The organism is Sphingomonas sp. URHD0057 (assembly GCF_000620665.1).
Taxonomy (GTDB): Bacteria; Pseudomonadota; Alphaproteobacteria; order Sphingomonadales; family Sphingomonadaceae; genus Sphingomicrobium.
In genome coordinates this window covers 215,372-232,513 of sequence record NZ_KK211162.1, presented here as the reverse complement: position 1 = coordinate 232,513, position 17,142 = coordinate 215,372, and the positions used below count along the sequence as shown (strand labels likewise).

The window sequence follows — 17,142 nt, the reverse complement described above, 5'->3', positions numbered from 1 at the left end:
GGCCGAACTCCCGGAGGAGCGGCCCGACTCGCAATTCTTCACTGTGCCTTTGGTGTACCTGATGAGCGTCACGATGTCAAGCGTTATTTTACCTATTTGGTTATTCGATGTTGTGGTCATCTGAACCGTTCACGGCATCGGGGGCACATACCGCGCGGAGGTACTCATGCGTTCATTCCGGTTTCTCGGCACTGCTCTTTTGCTCGCGATCAGCGCGCCCGGTGCGGCGCAGCCCGCCAGCTATGTCGTGCAAGTCTACAGCTATGGCTTCACGCCGCGGCCGATTCACCTTGCCGCCGGCCGGCCGGTCACGCTGACCTTCGTCAACTCATCCGGCAACGGCCACGATTTCACTGCGAAATCATTCTTCGCCAGCTCGCGCATCATCACTGGCGCTGCGCCGGGTGGCGAGATCGAGCTGGCCGGCGGCGAAACGCGCCGCATCACCCTCGTTCCACGGGTCGGCGTCTACAAGGCGCACTGCAGCCACTTCCTCCACGCCACGATGGGCATGACGGATCAGATCATCGTCAACTAGGTCGCGTCAGACCAGATGCTCTTCGTGGCCGTAGACGAGGATGGTCATAAAGCCTTCGTGCGCGTCGGCGGCGCCAGGCTTCGCCGCGCTCGCTTCGAAATGCTCCGATTGCGCATCCTCGCAATTGTAGGCCGGAGTCATGTCGCCCGATTTCGCGATCACCCGGCACCCTTTCACCTTGCCGGCCGCGTCGATCGCCAGCGACAGGACCTGGCGGCCGAGCAACGTGTCGCCGGTCTGCAGCGCGGCGTCCTGGGGCGCCATCGATCCCGGGTTGAAGCGGCGCTCGAAGGTCAGCCGCGTGAACTGGTCCTTGGACTGGGGCGCGTCAGCGCCGAGCGCCTTGGGGTCGCCGCTCACGTCGCAGTCCTTCGATGTCTCGGGAACCAGGCTGGTCTCATAGCGGCAGGAGTTGGACTTGCCGTCGCCGGCGAGGGTGACGGTCACTTTTTCCCACCATTCGGAGGTTGGGCTGAGGACCGGGTCGGCCTTCGAGCTCGCGTTTGGCTTGGCGGCTTTTGGTGTCGCTTGATCGGTGGCCGAGGTAGCGGCGATTGTGTGGGCTGAAGCAGTGAGCAGGGCCAAGGCGGCAAGGGTGCGGATCACTTGAAACACTCCGACGTGCCCGCCGCTCCGGCGACTGAATTGCCGCCGCCCACCTGCACCCCCTAACGCGCAACGTTCGGTTTCGTGTCCAACAGCATTGCTCGCGCGGCGCGGGGAGGTCGCTCGCCCGCCCCGTCGCCGCCGCGCCGGACCGCCGCCACTTTGCGCTCAGTCGATGATTGGGGGAGTTCCTGAAAAGGAACCGAAGCTGCCGTCTCGGCGGCGAACTAGCCTTTGGAGCAATCCGCGCAGCCGTCGCTTCAAAGGAAACGAAGCTGCCGTCTCGGCAGCGAAGTACCCTTTGTGGCAATAAGCGAAGCGCGTTGGCACAAAGGAAATGGGGGCCGGCATTGCTGCCAGCCCCCACTGCGCCGAGCGAAGGATATGCCGGTGTTCGCAACTTGGTTAAAACCCGAAGGCCCCAACCCGCTCTCGATCCTGGCTCACCAGCTCAGGCGTCGCTTCCTATCGAACCGCTCCCTCTTGCGAGGAGCCCAACCGACCTACCAGACTGCGCGGCCCGAGGGTTCGCTGGTCCTTCGCCCTGTCCGGCCTGGCAAAGCCAAAACCGTCCGATGTTCTGCGGCCCTTCTTGGGTCGACCACTCTTGCGTCCCGCTTTGCTTCTCACCGATCCGAAGACCGCTTCAAAACCGCGTCGCGCTAGAGGAAGATCAACTCTTCCGGCGCCTCATACCGACTGACAGCGCTTCCGCTCCGAAGAGCTTCAACATCGCCTGCCGGCGGAGATCGGACCTTTGGTCACCTGCCGCTCCCGCCTGCCGTTGCCGGCTCTTGGGGAGGCCGGGACCGCCGTCCCGATCACCTGATAACCATGCACATGTCCGCCGAGTCGCAAAAGCGAAAAATTGGGTGAGAAGCCTGTGGATAACGGGGATATCGGTAACAACCGTCGGAACCTTGTTGCGAATCGCGAATCCGGCCTCAACTCGAGGCAGCCGTCGCGGTTGCCGTTCCGTTCTCCCCCGCCTACCTCGGCCAAGTGCCTGAATCTCCTGCCCTCAGTCCCGAGCCTGCCTATCTTCAGGGCCTGAATCCGCCCCAGCGCGAAGCGGTGCTTACAACCGAAGGCCCGGTGCTCGTCCTTGCCGGTGCGGGCACCGGCAAGACCGCGGCACTGACGGCGCGGCTTGCCCATCTGATCGCGACCCGGCTGGCGTGGCCGAGCCAGATTCTCGCGGTCACCTTCACCAACAAGGCGGCTCGCGAGATGCGCGAGCGGGTCGGGCGCCTCTCCGGTGGCGCGCTCGAGGGCATGCCGTGGCTCGGCACCTTTCACTCGGTCGCCGCGCGCATGCTGCGAAGCCACGCCGAGGTCGTTGGACTCCAGTCCAATTTCACCATCCTCGACACCGACGATCAACTCCGCGTTCTCAAGCAGCTCATCAGTGCCGCCAACCTCGATGAAAAGCGCTGGCCGGCGCGCCAGCTCGTTGCGCTGATCGACCGCTGGAAGAACCGCGGCTGGACTCCGGAGCAGGTCGACGCCGGCGAGTCCGAGGCTTTTGCCGCGGGTCGCGGGGCCGCGCTCTACGCCCAATATCAGAACCGCCTGAAGACGCTGAACTGCTGCGACTTCGGCGACCTGCTCCTGCACATGCTGGTGATCTTCCGCCGCCATCCGGACGTGCTCGAGCGCTACCGCGACCGCTTCCGTTATTTGCTCGTCGACGAATATCAGGACACCAACAGCGCGCAGTATGAGTGGCTGAAGCTGCTCGCCGAGCCGCGCCGCAACCTGTGCTGCGTCGGCGACGACGACCAGTCGATCTATTCCTGGCGCGGCGCCGAGGTCGCCAACATCCTCAAGTTCGAGCATGATTTCCCCGGCGCCAAGGTCATCCGCCTCGAGCAGAACTATCGCTCGACCAGCCACATCCTGGCAGCGGCCGACGGCCTCATCGCCCACAACGCCGGGCGCCTCGGCAAGACCCTGTGGACCGAGGCCGGCGATGGCGAAAAGGTCCGCGCCATTGGCGTCTGGGACGGCCCGGAAGAGGCTCGCCGCATCGGCGAAGAGGTCGAGCGCCACGAAGCCGCGGGCAAGTCGCTCGATGATGTCGCGATTCTCGTCCGTGCCCAGTTCCAGACCCGCGAGTTCGAAGAGCGCTTCATATCGATCGGGCTCAACTATCAGATCATCGGCGGTTTCCGCTTCTACGAACGGGCCGAGATCCGCGATGCGATCGCCTATCTCCGTCTGATCGTTCAGCCTGCCGACGACCTCGCCTTCGAACGGATCGTCAATCAGCCCAAACGCGGTCTCGGTGACAAGGCCGTCGCCACCATTCATCGCCACGCCCGAGCAGTGCAGCAGCCGCTTCTCCTCGCTGCCGCGGCCGCGCTGGATACCGATGAGCTGACCTCCCAGGCTCGCCGCAGCCTCGGCAATTTCATCGCCGACTTGGCGCGCTGGCGGCAGATGGCGAGCGAGTTGCCGCATCCCGAGCTGGCCCGGATCATGCTCGACGAGAGTGGCTACACGGCGATGCTTCAGGCCGATCGCTCGGCCGAAAGCGCTGGCCGGCTCGAGAACCTCGCCGAGCTCACCCGGGCGATGGAAGACTATGACTCGCTCCAGGCGTTTCTCGAGCATGTGTCGCTGGTCATGGACAATGACGAGGCGCGCCAGGGCGAGCGCGTCACAATCATGACCATTCACGCCGCCAAGGGCCTTGAGTTCGACGTCGTCTATCTTCCCGGCTGGGAAGAAGGCGTGTTTCCATCGCAGCGCGCGCTCGACGAAGGCGGGCTTGCCGCGCTCGAGGAAGAGCGGCGGCTTGCTTACGTCGCGATCACCCGGGCTCGTCGCAAGGCAACGATCTCGCATGCGGCAAACCGGCGCATCTATGGCCAATGGACCAGCTCGATCCCGTCGCGGTTCCTCGCCGAGCTGCCCAAGGCGCATGTGGAAGAAGAGACAACCATGACCGGCGGCGAGAGCCTGTGGCGCGCCCAATGGTCGGAGCGGGCTGATCCTTTTGCTCACTTGGGACCTGCGCAATCGATGCGCGCTTCAACGCGAGGGCCAGGCTGGCAGCGGGCCAGCCGCGGCGGCTTCAATCCCGAACCGCAGCGGATCATCGAAGCGCGCGCTTCCGCTGTCAGCCTCGGCAACAAGGGCCGCGACGATCTCGCGCTCGGCCAGCGCGTGTTCCACGGCAAGTTCGGCTACGGCACCATCGCTGCGATCGAAGGCAACAAGCTCGAGATCGACTTCGAGCATTCTGGCCGCAAGAAGGTGCTGGACAGCTTCGTTAGCGCCGAGTGAAATCCCATCCTTGAGCGACGGTCGATCGCGATGCGTCCGTGGAGAAAGCCGATGATCAAAAAGCTGTTACGAACCACGGCCGGCGGGAAAGTCGGGGCGATCGATGGCCTCAATCTGTTTTTCGGCGCGCTCCTCGGCGCGAACCTCGGCACGATGCAAGCCCTCGCGCTCCGGGACTACGTTACGCTCGTCGTGCTCCTTGCCGGGACAGTGATGGTCTTGCGGATGCTGTCGACGTCCGAGCGGCGCGCTTACATGCTCAGCCTCGTCGGCGTGTACGTCGCGATCTTCGCGGTTGTTCTGCTGTTCGTGCCGCCAAAAGGAATATCCCCGGACGATCTCCATCGGCTGGCCGCTACCTTGGGCATCTGGGTGCTATGCATCCTTGGCACCGAACTCTCGCCGGTCCGCGAATCGTAACGCCGTTCGCCTAGTTAGCGCTCTTCTTCACTGTCGCCCGGATCCACGGGATGATCGATGTCCAGCTCAGCTGTTCCATCACTTCGATCCCAACCCGCCCATCGCGTTTCCACACGACCTCGCCTGACGGAACATTAAGGCCCTCGATGAAGGGCGTCACATAAGCGCCGAGCGCCGGCAGCTCGTTGCCTTCTAGTTGCAGGCCGTTGGCGGAGATGTTGCGCAGCGTCGCATACCAGAAATGCTCGCCGCTCTTCACTTGGACCGGCGCGCGAACCTCGACTCGCGGCATGGTGCGGCGCTCGCGGTCCTGGCTGATCAGCTTGCGGTTGAGCAGGGCGATTACGTCGATCGAATCCTCGAAGCACACACCGAGCTGTCGGGCCCCCGTCCAAGCGATCTTCCCCGCGGGGCGCTGGCCGGTTGCAAGCTCGACCGCGACGCGGTCGCCGAGCGTTGGCACGAGGTCGCTTCCAACGGTGACCCCCAGCGAGGAAATCCTCCGGATCACGCATTCGCGGCGGGTCCCGCAATGATGGATGGCGGCCGGATCGAACGGCCCCGCATCGGGTACCCGTTCGTCTTCGGGCCACGGAAGCAGGTCTCCCATGACCACGACGGTGATTGAGGCGGCGTCCGTCATTGCATCATCCGGCACGTGTCGTGAAACCTCTGACGCAGCGAAACTAACAACTCGCTAACGACAACCGCTTGCTGCCTTGGCGCCAGAGGCTAGATTTCGGCCTCAGGGGCGAATGACTCATGGGACGTTGGTTCGGCTGCTGGTCGTGGAATGAAGCCGGAACGGTGCTCGTGCGCGACGACGGTGCCTTCCTGAAATACCTCGGCACAGCGGACCAAGAATTCGATTTCCGAGGGGGCCACTGGTTCCGGTTCCTGATCGGCTGCACCCAAGGCCAAAGTCCCTTGCTAGTTCAGCACCGGCCAATCGGGTTTCAGAGCCAATATCGGGATCTTTACTGGCGCGCCGATTTCACGCGGGGCCCTTCACCAACCTGCTACGCGCAATGGGCGGCATTCGAGCAAATTGCGGCCGACGGCCTCGCCTGCTGGCCGATGCAGATATTCGGCGAGATTCCTGATTTTGTCGCTGTAGAGGGCGGCTGGAGCGACGGAAGGTTTGTTCGGGACCGGTACCACATCTACGAGCGCGCCCGCGTTCAACGCCTTTTCCTCAGCGGCCGCGTGCTGGAGCCGGATGCGGTAGAGCGGCACTGGAGCTTTCGCCCGCTCGATGCCGCCGTTTCGGCACCGAGCCGCGCCGCACTCGCCAAGTCCGCCTCGTCGCGAGCCGTCAAACAGGGTCTGGCGGCAATGATCGACCGCGGTCCCGCACTTACCTGCGAGGACCGCGCGATCCTGCTCGAAGAGGATGAAAATGGCGCGCTACAGGCGACATATGTCGACGAAGATTTCGTCTCGGATCGATACAGGATCACGGGGCGCTATCGCGGGCAGGAGGATCGCTGGTACGTCGGCGACTATGCGAGCGTGGAGCTGGGCGCCCGCCGGCTAGACAACCTTCGTCCCGCCAGCCTTGAGTTCCCGAAAGGATTGCTCGGCCTTCTGTGGAAGGAGCCGAAAAGAGATCATCGCGGCGGCGAGAATTGGGATGCAGACCCGGTTCTGGTCGAGCGAGCAGCAGAGAGCTTTGCGGAGGCCTTGTTCGAGGTGCCAAGTGGCGCCTTCACCGAGAGGCGCGTGTTCGCACCGCCCAAGCTGGTCGAGCTCAACAGAGGTTGGATTCAGGCCGGCTATCTCAAATCGCGATCATGGGCGGCCCGGACGCTTCCCACCGATGAATTTGTCGCGGCTTTCGCCGACGCCCCGCCGCCGGCCCTCGTCACCGTCGCTCGCAGTGGAATCAACTTCGACCGAGAATTGGCCCGTCTGGTGGGGCCCAACGGTTCCAGCCTCACGTTCGAACGGCTACTCGATGCCGACACCGATGGCGCTTCGGTTCTGTTGCGATGCGCCGGTGGCGGTCTCGACTGGCCGGTCGTCGTCCGGCAAGGCCGGCATCGTTACCAGGAGCTCCGGCCGTGGCGGATCGATCACCACGCGTGTCTCGGGCTTTGGCGGGCGGAAACCGGGCGCGATTTGCCCCAGCCCGCCCATTGGGACTGCATGCGTCAATTCATCGAGGACGCGATCCTGTCCTGGGCCGATTGCGAACAGACCGGCCCGGCACCGCAGCGCCTGGTGACCTCCGGTGGATTTTACGATGGTCTGTGGCGCACCGCCGAGCTGGCCCGTACCGTCGACCGGCCCCTCCACTATGACGAGACCGTGCGAGAGCCGGATACTGGGGAATGGTCAGACTATGCCCCGGTGAAGCAATGGCGGCGAACGGACGACCTACCAGTCGATCTCGGCGAGCGTCACTACCACGAGCCCAACTACGTTTACGGCGGGGGCGGACGTGACGAAGCGCCTATTCCGTTCGAGAAGGCGCGGTTATCGGATGCGGCCCGATTAGCGGCGTCTGTCCTTTCGATCAGTTTCCACCGTGAGGAAGCGCACAGGGCCGATTATGCCGATTTCGTCGAAGGCGAGAAGCGCCTGCGAGTGGAAGCCTTGCGATCCACGTTAGCTCTCGGTCGGGTGTGGCCGCTCGGGGCAGATGCTCCGTCGCACGGCGAATGGAATCCGACCAAGGCGGCAGCCATCCGCCCGGATCTCGCGACCTGGCGCGGCCTTCGTGACGCCGCCGAAAGCGGGTTGCGCGCCGGCGAAACCGTCACGGTCACTGGCGTCTGGCTCTTCGACCGCTTCTTCGGCTCCTTCGCTGAGCGGCGAACCGAATTATCCGGCTAGAGCGAAGGCAAGCGCCCCTCCAACAACCGCCACGGTCAACAGCAGCGCGGCGAGCTGCCAGGTCCGGCTGCGTTCGATCTCATATTCCATCTCAAAACCCTCCCCTGGGCGAGGTCGTTCGCCCGCACGCAGGATATCATTGGATGGACTCGCCGTATTGGTGAGTAATTCGCAGAAAACCGCTTGAATCTACAGACTTAGGGACAACCCGTCCTTCAAGTTCCGCCTCCCGAGAGGCGGCCACTCTGAGCACCTACCGCAGTTTTCTGGGAACCCGACTCGGAGGCAGTGCATTCTTGCCGCAAAAGTCAACAGAAAAGTTCAGGTGTGAAAATGAAGCGGCTGGCCCTCATGCTGGCGCTATCGGGAACGTGCGTATTTGGGTTCTCCGTGTCCGCAACACCCGCTTCAGCGCTGGAAACCTTCGAAGCACAAATGGTCGCGAGCGACGCGGCGTCTCAAGCGCGGATCGACATGCTCGATGCGTTCGGACCGAAGGCGCTTAAGCCCGGTCAGTATCTGTGGCGAAACGTTTCGGCCGGCGGGCGGCAACGGGTCGTCATCAGTCTGTCCGACCAGCTTGCCTTCCTTTACCGCGGTGACACTCTGGTCGCCGTCTCGACGATTTCAAGCGGCCAGGCCGGGCGGGACACGCCGACAGGTACCTTCTCGATCCTGTCCAAGACCCCGATGCATCGTTCGAAAAAGTACGACAACGCGCCGATGCCGTTCGCGCAGTTCGTCACCGACTACGGGGTTGCGCTGCATGCCGGCTACAACCCCGGCGTCCCTGCCTCTCACGGCTGCGTCAGGCTGCCCCCGGCATTCGCGAAGAAGCTGTTCTCGGTCACCGACGTCGGCACGCCGGTCTATATCGGCGCGTGACGACATGTTCGCCCGGCGGATCAAGTGCGTCGTCAATAAGATTTTGAACCCGCTGCGGCGTCCTGCGTTTTGCAGTCAAACGCTCGCAAGAGCTTGAAACAGTTAGAGAGTTCCGGACGTGAAAAACTCGATTCTGGCCAGTGCCGCAGCTGCGGCGCTGATGACCCCGGTTGTGCCTGCGATTGCGGCCAACAGCCCTTCTCTCGCCTTGGTGGCTTCAGCCGATCCATCGGTGGCGGCGTTCTATGCCGGCCGACACGGCGCACCTCTGTGGTTCGGGCCCGGCAGCTCGGCCGCACAGGAGCTCATCTCGGTCCTCCAGCGCGCACCGCTCGATGGCTTCGATCGCGGACCGGCGCTGGCCGCGCAGGCCCAAGCGTTGATGCAGCGCGCCATGGCTGGTGACCGCAGCGCATTGGCCGGCGCCGACCAGCTCCTTTCGGTCGCCTGGGTGAAATATGTGCAAAGCCTGCAGACCCCGCCGGCGGGCATGGTCTACGCCGACGCATGGGTCCGGCCGCGGAGCGAAAGCGCAGCGCAGATCCTCGCTCGGGCAGCGAGAGCGCCTTCGCTTTCGGCGCATGTCCGCGGCATTTCCAGCGTCAACCCGATCTATGCGCAGCTGCGGGAAGCGGCGTGGAGCGCAACACTGGCGAGCGGCGGCCGGATCGATCCGCGAGTACTCACCAGCCTCGACCGGGTTCGCGATATGCCGTTCCAGGAGCGATATGTGATGGTCGATGCGGCCAGCGCACGGCTGTACATGATCGAGGACGGCCGCGTGGTCGATCAGATGAAGGTCATCGTCGGCAAATCGTCGAGCCAGACGCCGATGCTGGCCAGCACCATCTATTATGCGACTCTCAATCCCTATTGGCACGTGTCCGACGACATGATCCGGTCGCTCATCGCGCCCAATGTGCTCCAGCAGGGCCTCAATTATCTCAAGAGCCGCGGCTACCAGGTATTGGCCGCGGACGGGCCCGACGGCGCACAAGCCAGGCTGCTCGATCCATCGAAGATCAACTGGATGGCGGTCGCCAACGGAAAGATGCAGGTCAAGGTGCGGCAGCTCCCGGGGCCGGCCAACTCGATGGGGCGAATGAAGTTCGGCTTCCCCAACGCGTACGACATCTATCTGCACGACACGCCCAACAAGGAGCTGTTCGCCTCCGGCGACCGCGACCTCAGCCACGGCTGCATTCGCCTCGAGGATGCGCCGCGGCTTGGCCGCTGGATGCTCCAGCGCGATCCGCGGGCCGCGACTCATGAGCCCGAGCAGAATGTCCCACTGCCGACCCCGGTGCCGATCTACATCACCTATCTGACGGCGCAGGCGGATGGCGGACGGCTGAGCTTCGCCGACGATCCTTATGCGAAGGACGCAGGCGCCGGCGCCGCCGTCGTCGCGCTGCAGTAGTTAGAAGGTCAGCGGCAGCACGAGATAGCGCCGGCGCTGGTCGTCCGCCGGCGGCAAGCGGCCGCCGCGGATGTTCACCTGGATGGCGGGATAGAGCAGCTTTGGCGCTTTCAGGGTCGCGTCGCGGGCTTCGCGCATGGCGACATAGGCCTCCTCCTCCACTCCGTCGCCGACGTGGGTGTTGTGATCGATCTGCTCGCCGACCGTCGTCTCCCACGCGAAGACGTCGCGGCCCGGCGCCTTGTAGTCATGGCAAGTGAACAGCCGCGTATCTCGCGGCAGCGCGAGGATACGGTGCAGGGACCGGAAGAGCTGCCGCGCGCTGCCGCCGGGAAAGTCGCAGCGAGCGGTCCCGTAGTCGGGCATGAACAAGGTGTCGCCGACAAAGGCCGCATCGCCGACGCGGTAGGTGACACAAGCCGGGGTGTGGCCAGGCGTCATCAGGACTTCGATGGTCAGCTCACCGACGGAGATCGTGTCGCCATCTTCGAACCGCCGATCGAAGTCGTCGGGCCGCAGGTCGTCGACAGCGAGCATCGGGGCGAACGCCTGCTGGACTTCTCGAATGCCGGCGCCGATTCCGATTTTGGCGCCGGTGCGCTCCCGAATCAGACTTCCCGCCGACAGGTGATCCGCATGCGCGTGAGTTTCCAGCACCCACGCGATGGTCAGCCCTTTGGCCGCGGCGACGGCGAGGAGTTTGTCGGCCGAGCCTGTCCCGATCCTGCCGCTCGCGCCATCGAAATCGAGCACGGGGTCGATCACCGCCGCGAGGCCGCTCGCCGGATCGGCGACGAGATAGCTGACGCTATTGGTCGCCTCGTCAAAGAATGCGGTAATGTCGGGCGCCGAAGGCATCGGCGCCCTTATGCCATCAAAGCGGTCAGACCGACACTTCGTCCATCGTCGTGAGCTCCGGCGTCGGCAGGCCGGTCGTCTTGTAGGTCTCGGTCAGCTCCTGCTTGCGGGCGGCGAGCTGCTCACCCAGCGCGTCCATGTCGAGCCCGGCCCTGCGCGCCTGCGCGAACAGGCCCTCCATCCGCTTCTCCTCTTCCTCGACGTGGTGCTCGATTTCCTCCTGGAGCACCTTCACCTTGCTGTCGAAGAACTCGTCGCTCTCCTCGCTGCCTGCCGCGATTTGCGCGATGAGGATCTTGGCTGCGTCATGCTCGACATAGCTTTCCTTCAGCAGGTCTTCGTCGACCTTCCCCTCGCACGCCGGATAGAAGATCTCTTCTTCAATCGTGGCGTGGACTGAAAGCTCCAGGCAGATCTCCGCGGCAAGCTTCTGCTTGCGTCCATCGCCGCTCGCTTTCTCGAACTGGGCGAAGAGATCCTCAACCGTCCGATGGTCTTCCTTCAGCAGCGCGATTGCATCTTGTGGTTTGCTGTCAGCCATGTCTCGATTTCTCCCTGTGGGTTTGAAAAACGAAACATTCTCCAAGGCTTGGTGTTCCTCGGCCATGCATCCGGAAACCGTGACCACGCCTGTTGGACGAGGCATCGACTGGAAGGGACTCGGCTATCTCATCTCGATCGCCAGCGTTTTCCTATTGGGGGCAATCGCCTGGCCCAAACCCGGTGAGCCCGGTTGGCACTTGCCGGTCCTGATCGGGGGAATGGCGACCTCGATCCTTGGCATGGCCTCGCGCTACAAAGCCCACCTCGATGAGGTGCGGAAGCTCAAGCGGACCGAGAAGGAAGCGCAAAGCAAGGCCGACCATTGAGCCGGCGCCAAGCGGCTAATGCCCGCCGTCGCCATTGTTGGCCTCGGCCTCGTTGTCGGCGCCGGCGATCGATTCCGCGGCCGATTTGTTGAGTTCGAGCCAGTCGCGGAAGGGCAAGTGATAGATCATGTCCATCACTTCGAACTCCAGTCCTCCCGGTTGCCACGTGTCGCTGTTCCACAACGCGACGACGCCGCTCTTCTTCTCCGGGTCGAATAGGATGAAAGACCGGTAGCCGCGGATTCCGCCGCGATGGCCGACGATCCGATGCCCGGCATAATCGTAGCTGCGCCAGCCGTAGCCGTACCAGGCGGTGCCGACGCGCTCGAGAAACTTGCGCAACCGGCCGCGCTCGGTCGGGGTGACGACGTAGGGTGCGTGAACGGTGTTGAGCACGCGCGCGTCGAGCACGTCGGGCATCTCCCCCATCTGCGCCAGCATCCACAGCGACATGTCCTTGATATTGCTGTTGATGCCCGCCGCGCCGGGCACCTTGTAATAAGTGTCGACCATCGGCAGCGCGCGCTTGCCGGCGGTGTGCGGACGAGCCCAGCTCCGGTTCGATTCCAGGCCCGCGAGTGAGACGCTGCCGCTGCTCATGCCGATCGGGTTGAACAAATAGCGCTCGACCGCCTGCTCATAAGGCAAGCCGGTGACGCGGGAGACCATCTCGCTCGACGCATCGTAGGCGATGTTCTGATAATCCCAGCATGTGCCGGGCGCGCACACCGCGCTGAGTTGCCCCAGGCTGGCGCGAAGGAAGCTTGGGTCCTGGCCTTCCTCGAGCTTGTTGTCGTAGGCGTTCCGGTACAGGCCCAGGCGGTGCGACAGCAAATCGCCGACGGTCGCGACCCGCTCGTTCCCATTCGGCAGCCTGAGGTCGGGGGCATAATCGGCGACCGGCGCGTCGAGCCTAATCTTGCCTTGCTCCGAGAGCTTGGCGACCATGGTCGCGGCGACGCCCTTGGACGTCGACGCCCAGCGGAAAACCGTGTCCGGTGTCACCCGATCGCCCGACCCGGCCTCGGTCTCGCCATAGCCCTGCAGGAAGGTGATGCGTCCGTTCTCGACGACGCCGACTGCCATGCCGACCATCGTCGGCTTGGTCATGAGTTGCCTCAGCCGGGCGTCGAGCAGGCGATAATCGACATCCCGCCGGTCCGCAGTCGAGACCGAGGCGAGCTTCAGATGAGCCCGTGCGATCCGGAACGCCCGATCGTCCGCGGCATGGGGGCGCATCGCCAGCAGCGACGCTCCCATCAGGAGGATGAACGCACCCAAACCGATCTTATGTGCTGTCTGCAACTCGTCCCTCTCCCGCCCGTGCCAAGTGTGGCTGGAGGCGGTCCGGCCCTCAACGCCCTGAGCGCCGAGCTTGCGATGAAGCGACTCTGTTGCGCGACGAAACTCGCCGCTTCTGGCTTTGATCCGCCACCTCGCCTAAAGCGCGCGGCATGCAATTCCTGAAGACCGTCTTCTGGGTCCTGCTCGCGGTGTTGGTGGCGTTGTTCGCGGTGCGCAACTGGACGGACGTCACTCTTAATCTGTGGGGCAACATCCAGGCGGACGTGAAGATCCCGATCCTGATGCTGGTCGCGTTCCTGCTTGCCTGGCTTCCAACCTGGCTGATCATGCGCGCCAGGCTGTGGAGCGTGCGGCGCCGGCTGGAAGCCGTCGATCGTCAGCGAGCGACGATGGCCGCGCCCGAGCCCGTCGCGGACGAACCCGAGATGCCGGTCATATGAAACCGATCTTCGTCGCCATCGACACCCGCGATGTACACCGCGCCGCCGCGATTGCGCGGGACGTCAGCGGCATCGCGGGCGGAATGAAGCTCGGGCTCGAGTTCTTCCTCGCCAATGGCCCCGACGGCGTCCTCCGCGTAGCCGAGCACCGGATGCCGATCTTTCTCGATCTCAAGCTGCACGATATCCCCAACACGGTCGCCAAGGCGGTCGCGGCGATCGCGCCGCTCGCCCCTGCGATTCTGACCGTTCATGCAGCCGGCGGTCGAGAGATGATGGCGGCCGCGAAGGCGGCCGCACCGGCCGGCACGAAAGTCGTCGGCGTAACCGTGCTCACCAGCCTCGACGCCGCCGACTTGGCCAAGACCGGCATCGCCGGCTCCCCGGCCGAGCAGGTGGAGCGCCTCGCTGAGCTGGCGGTCGAGTCCGGCATCGACGGCATCGTCTGTTCAGGGCGGGAAGTGGCGGCGGTCCGTGACATTTGGCCGGAGGGTTTCTTCGTCGTTCCTGGCGTGCGGCCCGATGGCTTTGAGGTTGCGGACCAAAAGCGTGTGGTTACGCCCTTTGAAGCCTTGAGCGATGGCGCTTCCGTGGTGGTAATCGGCCGCCCGATTACGGCAGCGCCGAACCCCAAACGTGCCATCGAGGAAATTGCGGCGAGCTTGAATATCGAAGATCTGAGGGACATCGCATGAGCTGGCTGAGCCGGGTGCGCAGCGGCATCCCCTTCCTCCCCAAACGCCAAAGCGCCGAGAACCTGTGGCACAAGTGCGGCAAATGCGGAACGATGGTGTTCGTCAAGGAATGGGAAGAGAATTACAGCGTCTGTCCACGCTGTGACTTCCACGACCGCATCGGCCCGACCAAGCGCTTCGAGCAATTGTTCGATACCGCTCAATTTGACCTTCTGCCGGCCCCGCAGGTCAGGGAGGATCCGCTCCGGTTCAAGGACACGAAACGTTATACCGACCGCCTGAAAACCGCGCGGGCCGCCAATGGCGAGCGCGACGCGCTGGTGAATGCCCGCGGCAAGATCGACGGGCGCAAGGTCGTCCTGGGTGTGCAGGATTTCGCCTTCATGGGCGGTTCGATGGGCATCGCCGTGGGCGCCGCCTTCGTCGCTGGAGTGCGCGCGGCGATCGCAGACAAGGCGCCCTACATCCTCTTCACCGCCGCCGGCGGCGCTCGCATGCAGGAGGGAATCCTGAGCCTGATGCAGATGCCGCGCACGACCGTCGCTCTCGCCGAGCTCAAGGAGGCCGGTCTACCCTACATAGTCGTGCTCACCGACCCCACCACCGGCGGGGTCACCGCTTCTTACGCCATGCTTGGCGATATCCAGCTGGCCGAGCCGGGCGCGCTGATCGGCTTTGCCGGCCAACGGGTGATCGAGCAGACGATCCGGGAAAAGCTTCCCGAGGGATTCCAGCGCGCCGAATATCTGCTCGAGCACGGCATGATCGACATGGTCGTCTCGCGCGGCGACCTCAAAGAGAAGCTGGGGCTGCTCATTTCTTACCTGTGCCCGAAAGCGAAAAAGGCGGCGTGAGCAAACCCCCTCTCCCCGGCGAGGAGAGGGTTGGGGTGAGGGGGCGCCGCGCCGGCGAGTCCCTTCAATCGCCGAACCCCCTCTCCCTTCCCTCTCCCCGCCGGGGAGAGGGCTAAATGCCTGATTTCGCCCGCTCGACCGACGCCCGCGTTCAGGCGCAGCTCGATCGGCTGGCCATGCAATCGCCCGCGGGCGACCGGCTCGGCCTCGAGCGCACGGCCGAGCTGCTCGAACGGTTGGGCCGGCCGCAAGACAGGCTGCCCCCGGTTTTCCATGTCGCCGGCACGAATGGCAAAGGCTCGACCTGCGCCTTCCTTCGGGCCGGGCTTGAGACCGCCAACTACCAGGTCCACGCCTTCACCAGCCCGCACCTGGTCCGCTTCAACGAGCGCATCCGCGTCCGCGGGAAGCTTGTCGAAGATCCGGCTCTCGCCGACCTTCTCGACGAAGTCATCGGCGCGAGCGAGGGGATCGAGCCAAGCTTCTTCGAGGTCGCCACGGTCGTCGCCTTCCTCGCCTTTGCCCGGGCTCCGGCCGACGCCTGCATCCTCGAAGTCGGTCTCGGCGGCCGGCTCGACGCGACCAACGTCATCGAGCAGCCCCTGGTCACCGGGATCGCCAGCCTCGGTCTCGACCATCAGCAGTTCCTCGGCTCGGACATCATGTCGATCGCTGGCGAGAAGGCCGCCATTGCCAAACGCGGCGTTCCACTCGTCAGTCTTGCTCAACCCACCGCAGCGGAAGAAGCGATCGCCAGGATCGCCGCCGAGCGCGGCGCGCCGTTATTCCTCGAAGGCCGCGATTGGACGGTCGACGCCGAGCTTCGACCCAGCCTCGCCGGACCGCATCAGCGCCGCAACGCCGCGCTCGCGTGGGAGATGCTCGCGATCCAGGACCGGTTGCGCGTTCCGCGCGCAACCTTTGCCGACGCCATCAAGGAGGCGCGCTGGCCCGCGCGTTTCCAGCAACTCGGCGATGGCCCGCTCACCCGCGGCGTACCCACCTGGATCGACGGCGCCCACAATCCTTCGGCCGCGGCCGCGCTCGCCGATCTATTGGCCGAGCGAGGGCCGATGCACCTCGTCCTCGGCATTCTCGCGAATAAGGACGCCGAGGCAATTGTCGCCGCGCTCGCGCCGCACGCACTCTCGCTGACCTTCGTGCCCGTCCCCGATCACGAGCATCGCAATCCACTGGAGCTCGCTCGACGCTTCGGCGGGCGCGCGGCTGCTTCTATCCAGGAAGCGCTTGCGGACTTGCCGGCGCCGCGGCTCGTCGTGGGCTCGCTTTACCTCGCGGGAGAGGCACTCGGGGCCAACGGCGAAGTGCCGGACTGATTTCCGCGCAAGGCATTTAGCTCGCGCATCGCCCAGTCGTACATCGGAGCCGCCGCCGCACGGCTGTGGCGGTCCATCCGCTTCATCCGATGCTCGACTTCCTCGAGTACGAGGATCGCCTGACCGCGCTTCCCCATCTTGAGCAGTAGCGCGGCATAGCGGCAACGCGCCTCGTCGCCCGGCAGCCGCTTGCTGACATCCGCATAGAGCGGCAACGCATCATCATTGCGTCCGAGGTCTTCGAGAATCTGAGCGCGCAGCAGCGAGAGCCTGTCGCGGTCCGATTGACCGGTGGTCGATGGCAGCGATTCGAGCGTCTCCAACGCTTCCTGCGATTGGTCGTTCAAGTACAGCGACCGCGCCAGCTTTTCGCCTCCGCGGAGATCTGGCCTCAAACCAACCCCAAGCCGGTACAGGGGCAGCGCTTCCTTGTGACGCTCGAGGGCCGTGAGCGCGTCGGCCACCCGCATCCGGTTGGCGACGGTATCGGCGATTTCGAGCGCCTCCCGTGCCGCGCGAAGCTCGCGCTCCGGATCGAACTTGTCGACGATTTTTTCACGCGCCACGCGAACGTGCCGGTTGTGCTGCAGACCAGGCAGGATCTCGATGATGAAATAGGCGATCGCGCTCGCGACCGGCAGAAACATCAAGGCCATGATCCAGACCGTCGGGCGCCGCCGCCGGATGACGTCGACGATCAGAAACACCTGAACCGCAATGATCAGCGCGAATACGGGCATCAGCGTCGCCCTATCTCACATTGATGGGCAGGGGGTTAATCCATGA

17 protein-coding genes are annotated in these 17,142 nt (G+C 64.4%); 11 read left to right on the top strand and 6 right to left on the bottom strand.

Annotation, left to right across the window (positions count from 1 at the left end):
* Window positions 1-166: 166 nt before the first annotated feature.
* Window positions 167-538, top strand: a complete 372-nt coding sequence (locus N539_RS0109800) for a cupredoxin domain-containing protein (protein ID WP_156029868.1) — start codon at window positions 167-169, stop codon at window positions 536-538.
* Window positions 539-544: 6 nt separating this feature from the next.
* On the opposite strand, the gene N539_RS0109795 is transcribed toward N539_RS0109800, so the two are convergent.
* A complete protein-coding gene (locus N539_RS0109795; protein ID WP_156029867.1) occupies window positions 545-1,144 on the bottom strand; it encodes a hypothetical protein in 600 nt (199 codons plus the stop codon).
* 1,002 nt (window positions 1,145-2,146) lie between these two features.
* On the opposite strand from N539_RS0109795, the gene N539_RS0109790 reads away from it, so the two are divergent.
* Both N539_RS0109790 and N539_RS0109785 read left to right on the top strand, forming a co-directional pair.
* Window positions 2,147-4,435: an ATP-dependent helicase gene (locus tag N539_RS0109790; protein WP_028970114.1), complete on the top strand. Its 2,289-nt coding sequence runs from the start codon at window positions 2,147-2,149 to the stop codon at window positions 4,433-4,435.
* A gap of 51 nt (window positions 4,436-4,486) precedes the next feature.
* Entirely contained in the window at window positions 4,487-4,855 is a 369-nt protein-coding gene (locus N539_RS0109785) for a hypothetical protein (RefSeq protein ID WP_028970113.1), read from the top strand.
* Between the two features lie 10 nt (window positions 4,856-4,865).
* Here the strand turns inward: N539_RS0109785 and N539_RS0109780 are convergent, their stop codons facing one another.
* Window positions 4,866-5,498 carry a PilZ domain-containing protein gene (locus N539_RS0109780; protein ID WP_028970112.1) on the bottom strand — a complete coding sequence of 211 codons (633 nt, stop codon included), beginning with the start codon at window positions 5,496-5,498 and terminating at the stop codon, window positions 4,866-4,868.
* Between the two features lie 119 nt (window positions 5,499-5,617).
* Here N539_RS0109780 and N539_RS0109775 point away from each other — a divergent pair, with 119 nt between their 5' ends.
* From N539_RS0109775 to N539_RS16475, 3 genes are all read left to right on the top strand, one after another.
* The gene (locus tag N539_RS0109775) at window positions 5,618-7,693 is read left to right on the top strand and encodes a hypothetical protein (RefSeq protein WP_028970111.1); all 2,076 of its coding nucleotides are present in this window, start codon (window positions 5,618-5,620) and stop codon (window positions 7,691-7,693) included.
* A gap of 333 nt (window positions 7,694-8,026) precedes the next feature.
* Window positions 8,027-8,578, top strand: a complete 552-nt coding sequence (locus N539_RS16480) for a L,D-transpeptidase family protein (RefSeq protein ID WP_051531709.1) — start codon at window positions 8,027-8,029, stop codon at window positions 8,576-8,578.
* A 118-nt stretch (window positions 8,579-8,696) separates the two neighbouring features.
* Window positions 8,697-9,998 (top strand): L,D-transpeptidase family protein, encoded by a 1,302-nt coding sequence (locus N539_RS16475; protein WP_081774305.1) that lies wholly within the window; start codon window positions 8,697-8,699, stop codon window positions 9,996-9,998.
* Here the strand turns inward: N539_RS16475 and N539_RS0109755 are convergent, their stop codons facing one another.
* Window positions 9,999-10,856 (bottom strand): MBL fold metallo-hydrolase, encoded by an 858-nt coding sequence (locus tag N539_RS0109755; protein ID WP_028970110.1) that lies wholly within the window; start codon window positions 10,854-10,856, stop codon window positions 9,999-10,001.
* Between the two features lie 25 nt (window positions 10,857-10,881).
* Window positions 10,882-11,397 (bottom strand): hemerythrin domain-containing protein, encoded by a 516-nt coding sequence (locus N539_RS0109750; protein WP_028970109.1) that lies wholly within the window; start codon window positions 11,395-11,397, stop codon window positions 10,882-10,884.
* A gap of 79 nt (window positions 11,398-11,476) precedes the next feature.
* Between N539_RS0109750 and N539_RS0109745 the strand changes: the two genes are divergently transcribed.
* Window positions 11,477-11,725 carry a hypothetical protein gene (locus tag N539_RS0109745; RefSeq protein ID WP_156029866.1) on the top strand — a complete coding sequence of 83 codons (249 nt, stop codon included), beginning with the start codon at window positions 11,477-11,479 and terminating at the stop codon, window positions 11,723-11,725.
* Window positions 11,726-11,740: 15 nt separating this feature from the next.
* Here N539_RS0109745 and N539_RS16470 read toward each other — a convergent pair whose 3' ends face one another.
* A complete protein-coding gene (locus N539_RS16470) occupies window positions 11,741-13,030 on the bottom strand; it encodes a serine hydrolase domain-containing protein (protein ID WP_156029865.1) in 1,290 nt (429 codons plus the stop codon).
* Window positions 13,031-13,179: 149 nt separating this feature from the next.
* On the opposite strand from N539_RS16470, the gene N539_RS16465 reads away from it, so the two are divergent.
* From N539_RS16465 to N539_RS0109720, 4 genes are all read left to right on the top strand, one after another.
* Window positions 13,180-13,470: a DUF1049 domain-containing protein gene (locus N539_RS16465; protein WP_051531706.1), complete on the top strand. Its 291-nt coding sequence runs from the start codon at window positions 13,180-13,182 to the stop codon at window positions 13,468-13,470.
* Window positions 13,467-14,165 (top strand): orotidine-5'-phosphate decarboxylase, encoded by a 699-nt coding sequence (gene pyrF / locus N539_RS0109730; protein WP_028970107.1) that lies wholly within the window; start codon window positions 13,467-13,469, stop codon window positions 14,163-14,165. The genes N539_RS16465 and pyrF overlap by 4 nt, the downstream gene beginning before the upstream one ends.
* Window positions 14,162-15,019 (top strand): acetyl-CoA carboxylase, carboxyltransferase subunit beta, encoded by an 858-nt coding sequence (gene accD / locus N539_RS0109725; protein ID WP_028970106.1) that lies wholly within the window; start codon window positions 14,162-14,164, stop codon window positions 15,017-15,019. Before pyrF ends, accD begins: the two co-directional genes overlap by 4 nt.
* 116 nt (window positions 15,020-15,135) lie before the next feature.
* A complete protein-coding gene (locus N539_RS0109720) occupies window positions 15,136-16,356 on the top strand; it encodes a bifunctional folylpolyglutamate synthase/dihydrofolate synthase (protein ID WP_028970105.1) in 1,221 nt (406 codons plus the stop codon).
* On the opposite strand, the gene N539_RS16460 is transcribed toward N539_RS0109720, so the two are convergent.
* The gene (locus N539_RS16460; protein WP_051531705.1) at window positions 16,308-17,096 is read right to left on the bottom strand and encodes a hypothetical protein; all 789 of its coding nucleotides are present in this window, start codon (window positions 17,094-17,096) and stop codon (window positions 16,308-16,310) included. The genes N539_RS0109720 and N539_RS16460 overlap by 49 nt on opposite strands.
* Window positions 17,097-17,142: the final 46 nt, after the last annotated feature.

Excerpts from the sequence above, each read along its gene's own strand:
- N539_RS0109785 (WP_028970113.1), top strand. The coding sequence starts at position 4,487 with ATGATCAAAAAGCTGTTACGAACCACGGCCGGCGGGAAAGTCGGGGCG.
- N539_RS0109720 (WP_028970105.1), top strand. The coding sequence starts at position 15,136 with ATGCCTGATTTCGCCCGCTCGACCGACGCCCGCGTTCAGGCGCAGCTC.
- N539_RS0109750 (WP_028970109.1), bottom strand. The coding sequence starts at position 11,397 with ATGGCTGACAGCAAACCACAAGATGCAATCGCGCTGCTGAAGGAAGAC.
- N539_RS0109775 (WP_028970111.1), top strand. The coding sequence starts at position 5,618 with ATGGGACGTTGGTTCGGCTGCTGGTCGTGGAATGAAGCCGGAACGGTG.
- pyrF (WP_028970107.1), top strand. The coding sequence starts at position 13,467 with ATGAAACCGATCTTCGTCGCCATCGACACCCGCGATGTACACCGCGCC.
- N539_RS0109780 (WP_028970112.1), bottom strand. The coding sequence starts at position 5,498 with ATGACGGACGCCGCCTCAATCACCGTCGTGGTCATGGGAGACCTGCTT.
- N539_RS0109755 (WP_028970110.1), bottom strand. The coding sequence starts at position 10,856 with ATGCCTTCGGCGCCCGACATTACCGCATTCTTTGACGAGGCGACCAAT.
- N539_RS0109800 (WP_156029868.1), top strand. The coding sequence starts at position 167 with ATGCGTTCATTCCGGTTTCTCGGCACTGCTCTTTTGCTCGCGATCAGC.
- accD (WP_028970106.1), top strand. The coding sequence starts at position 14,162 with ATGAGCTGGCTGAGCCGGGTGCGCAGCGGCATCCCCTTCCTCCCCAAA.
- N539_RS16465 (WP_051531706.1), top strand. The coding sequence starts at position 13,180 with ATGCAATTCCTGAAGACCGTCTTCTGGGTCCTGCTCGCGGTGTTGGTG.
- N539_RS16480 (WP_051531709.1), top strand. The coding sequence starts at position 8,027 with ATGAAGCGGCTGGCCCTCATGCTGGCGCTATCGGGAACGTGCGTATTT.
- N539_RS16460 (WP_051531705.1), bottom strand. The coding sequence starts at position 17,096 with ATGCCCGTATTCGCGCTGATCATTGCGGTTCAGGTGTTTCTGATCGTC.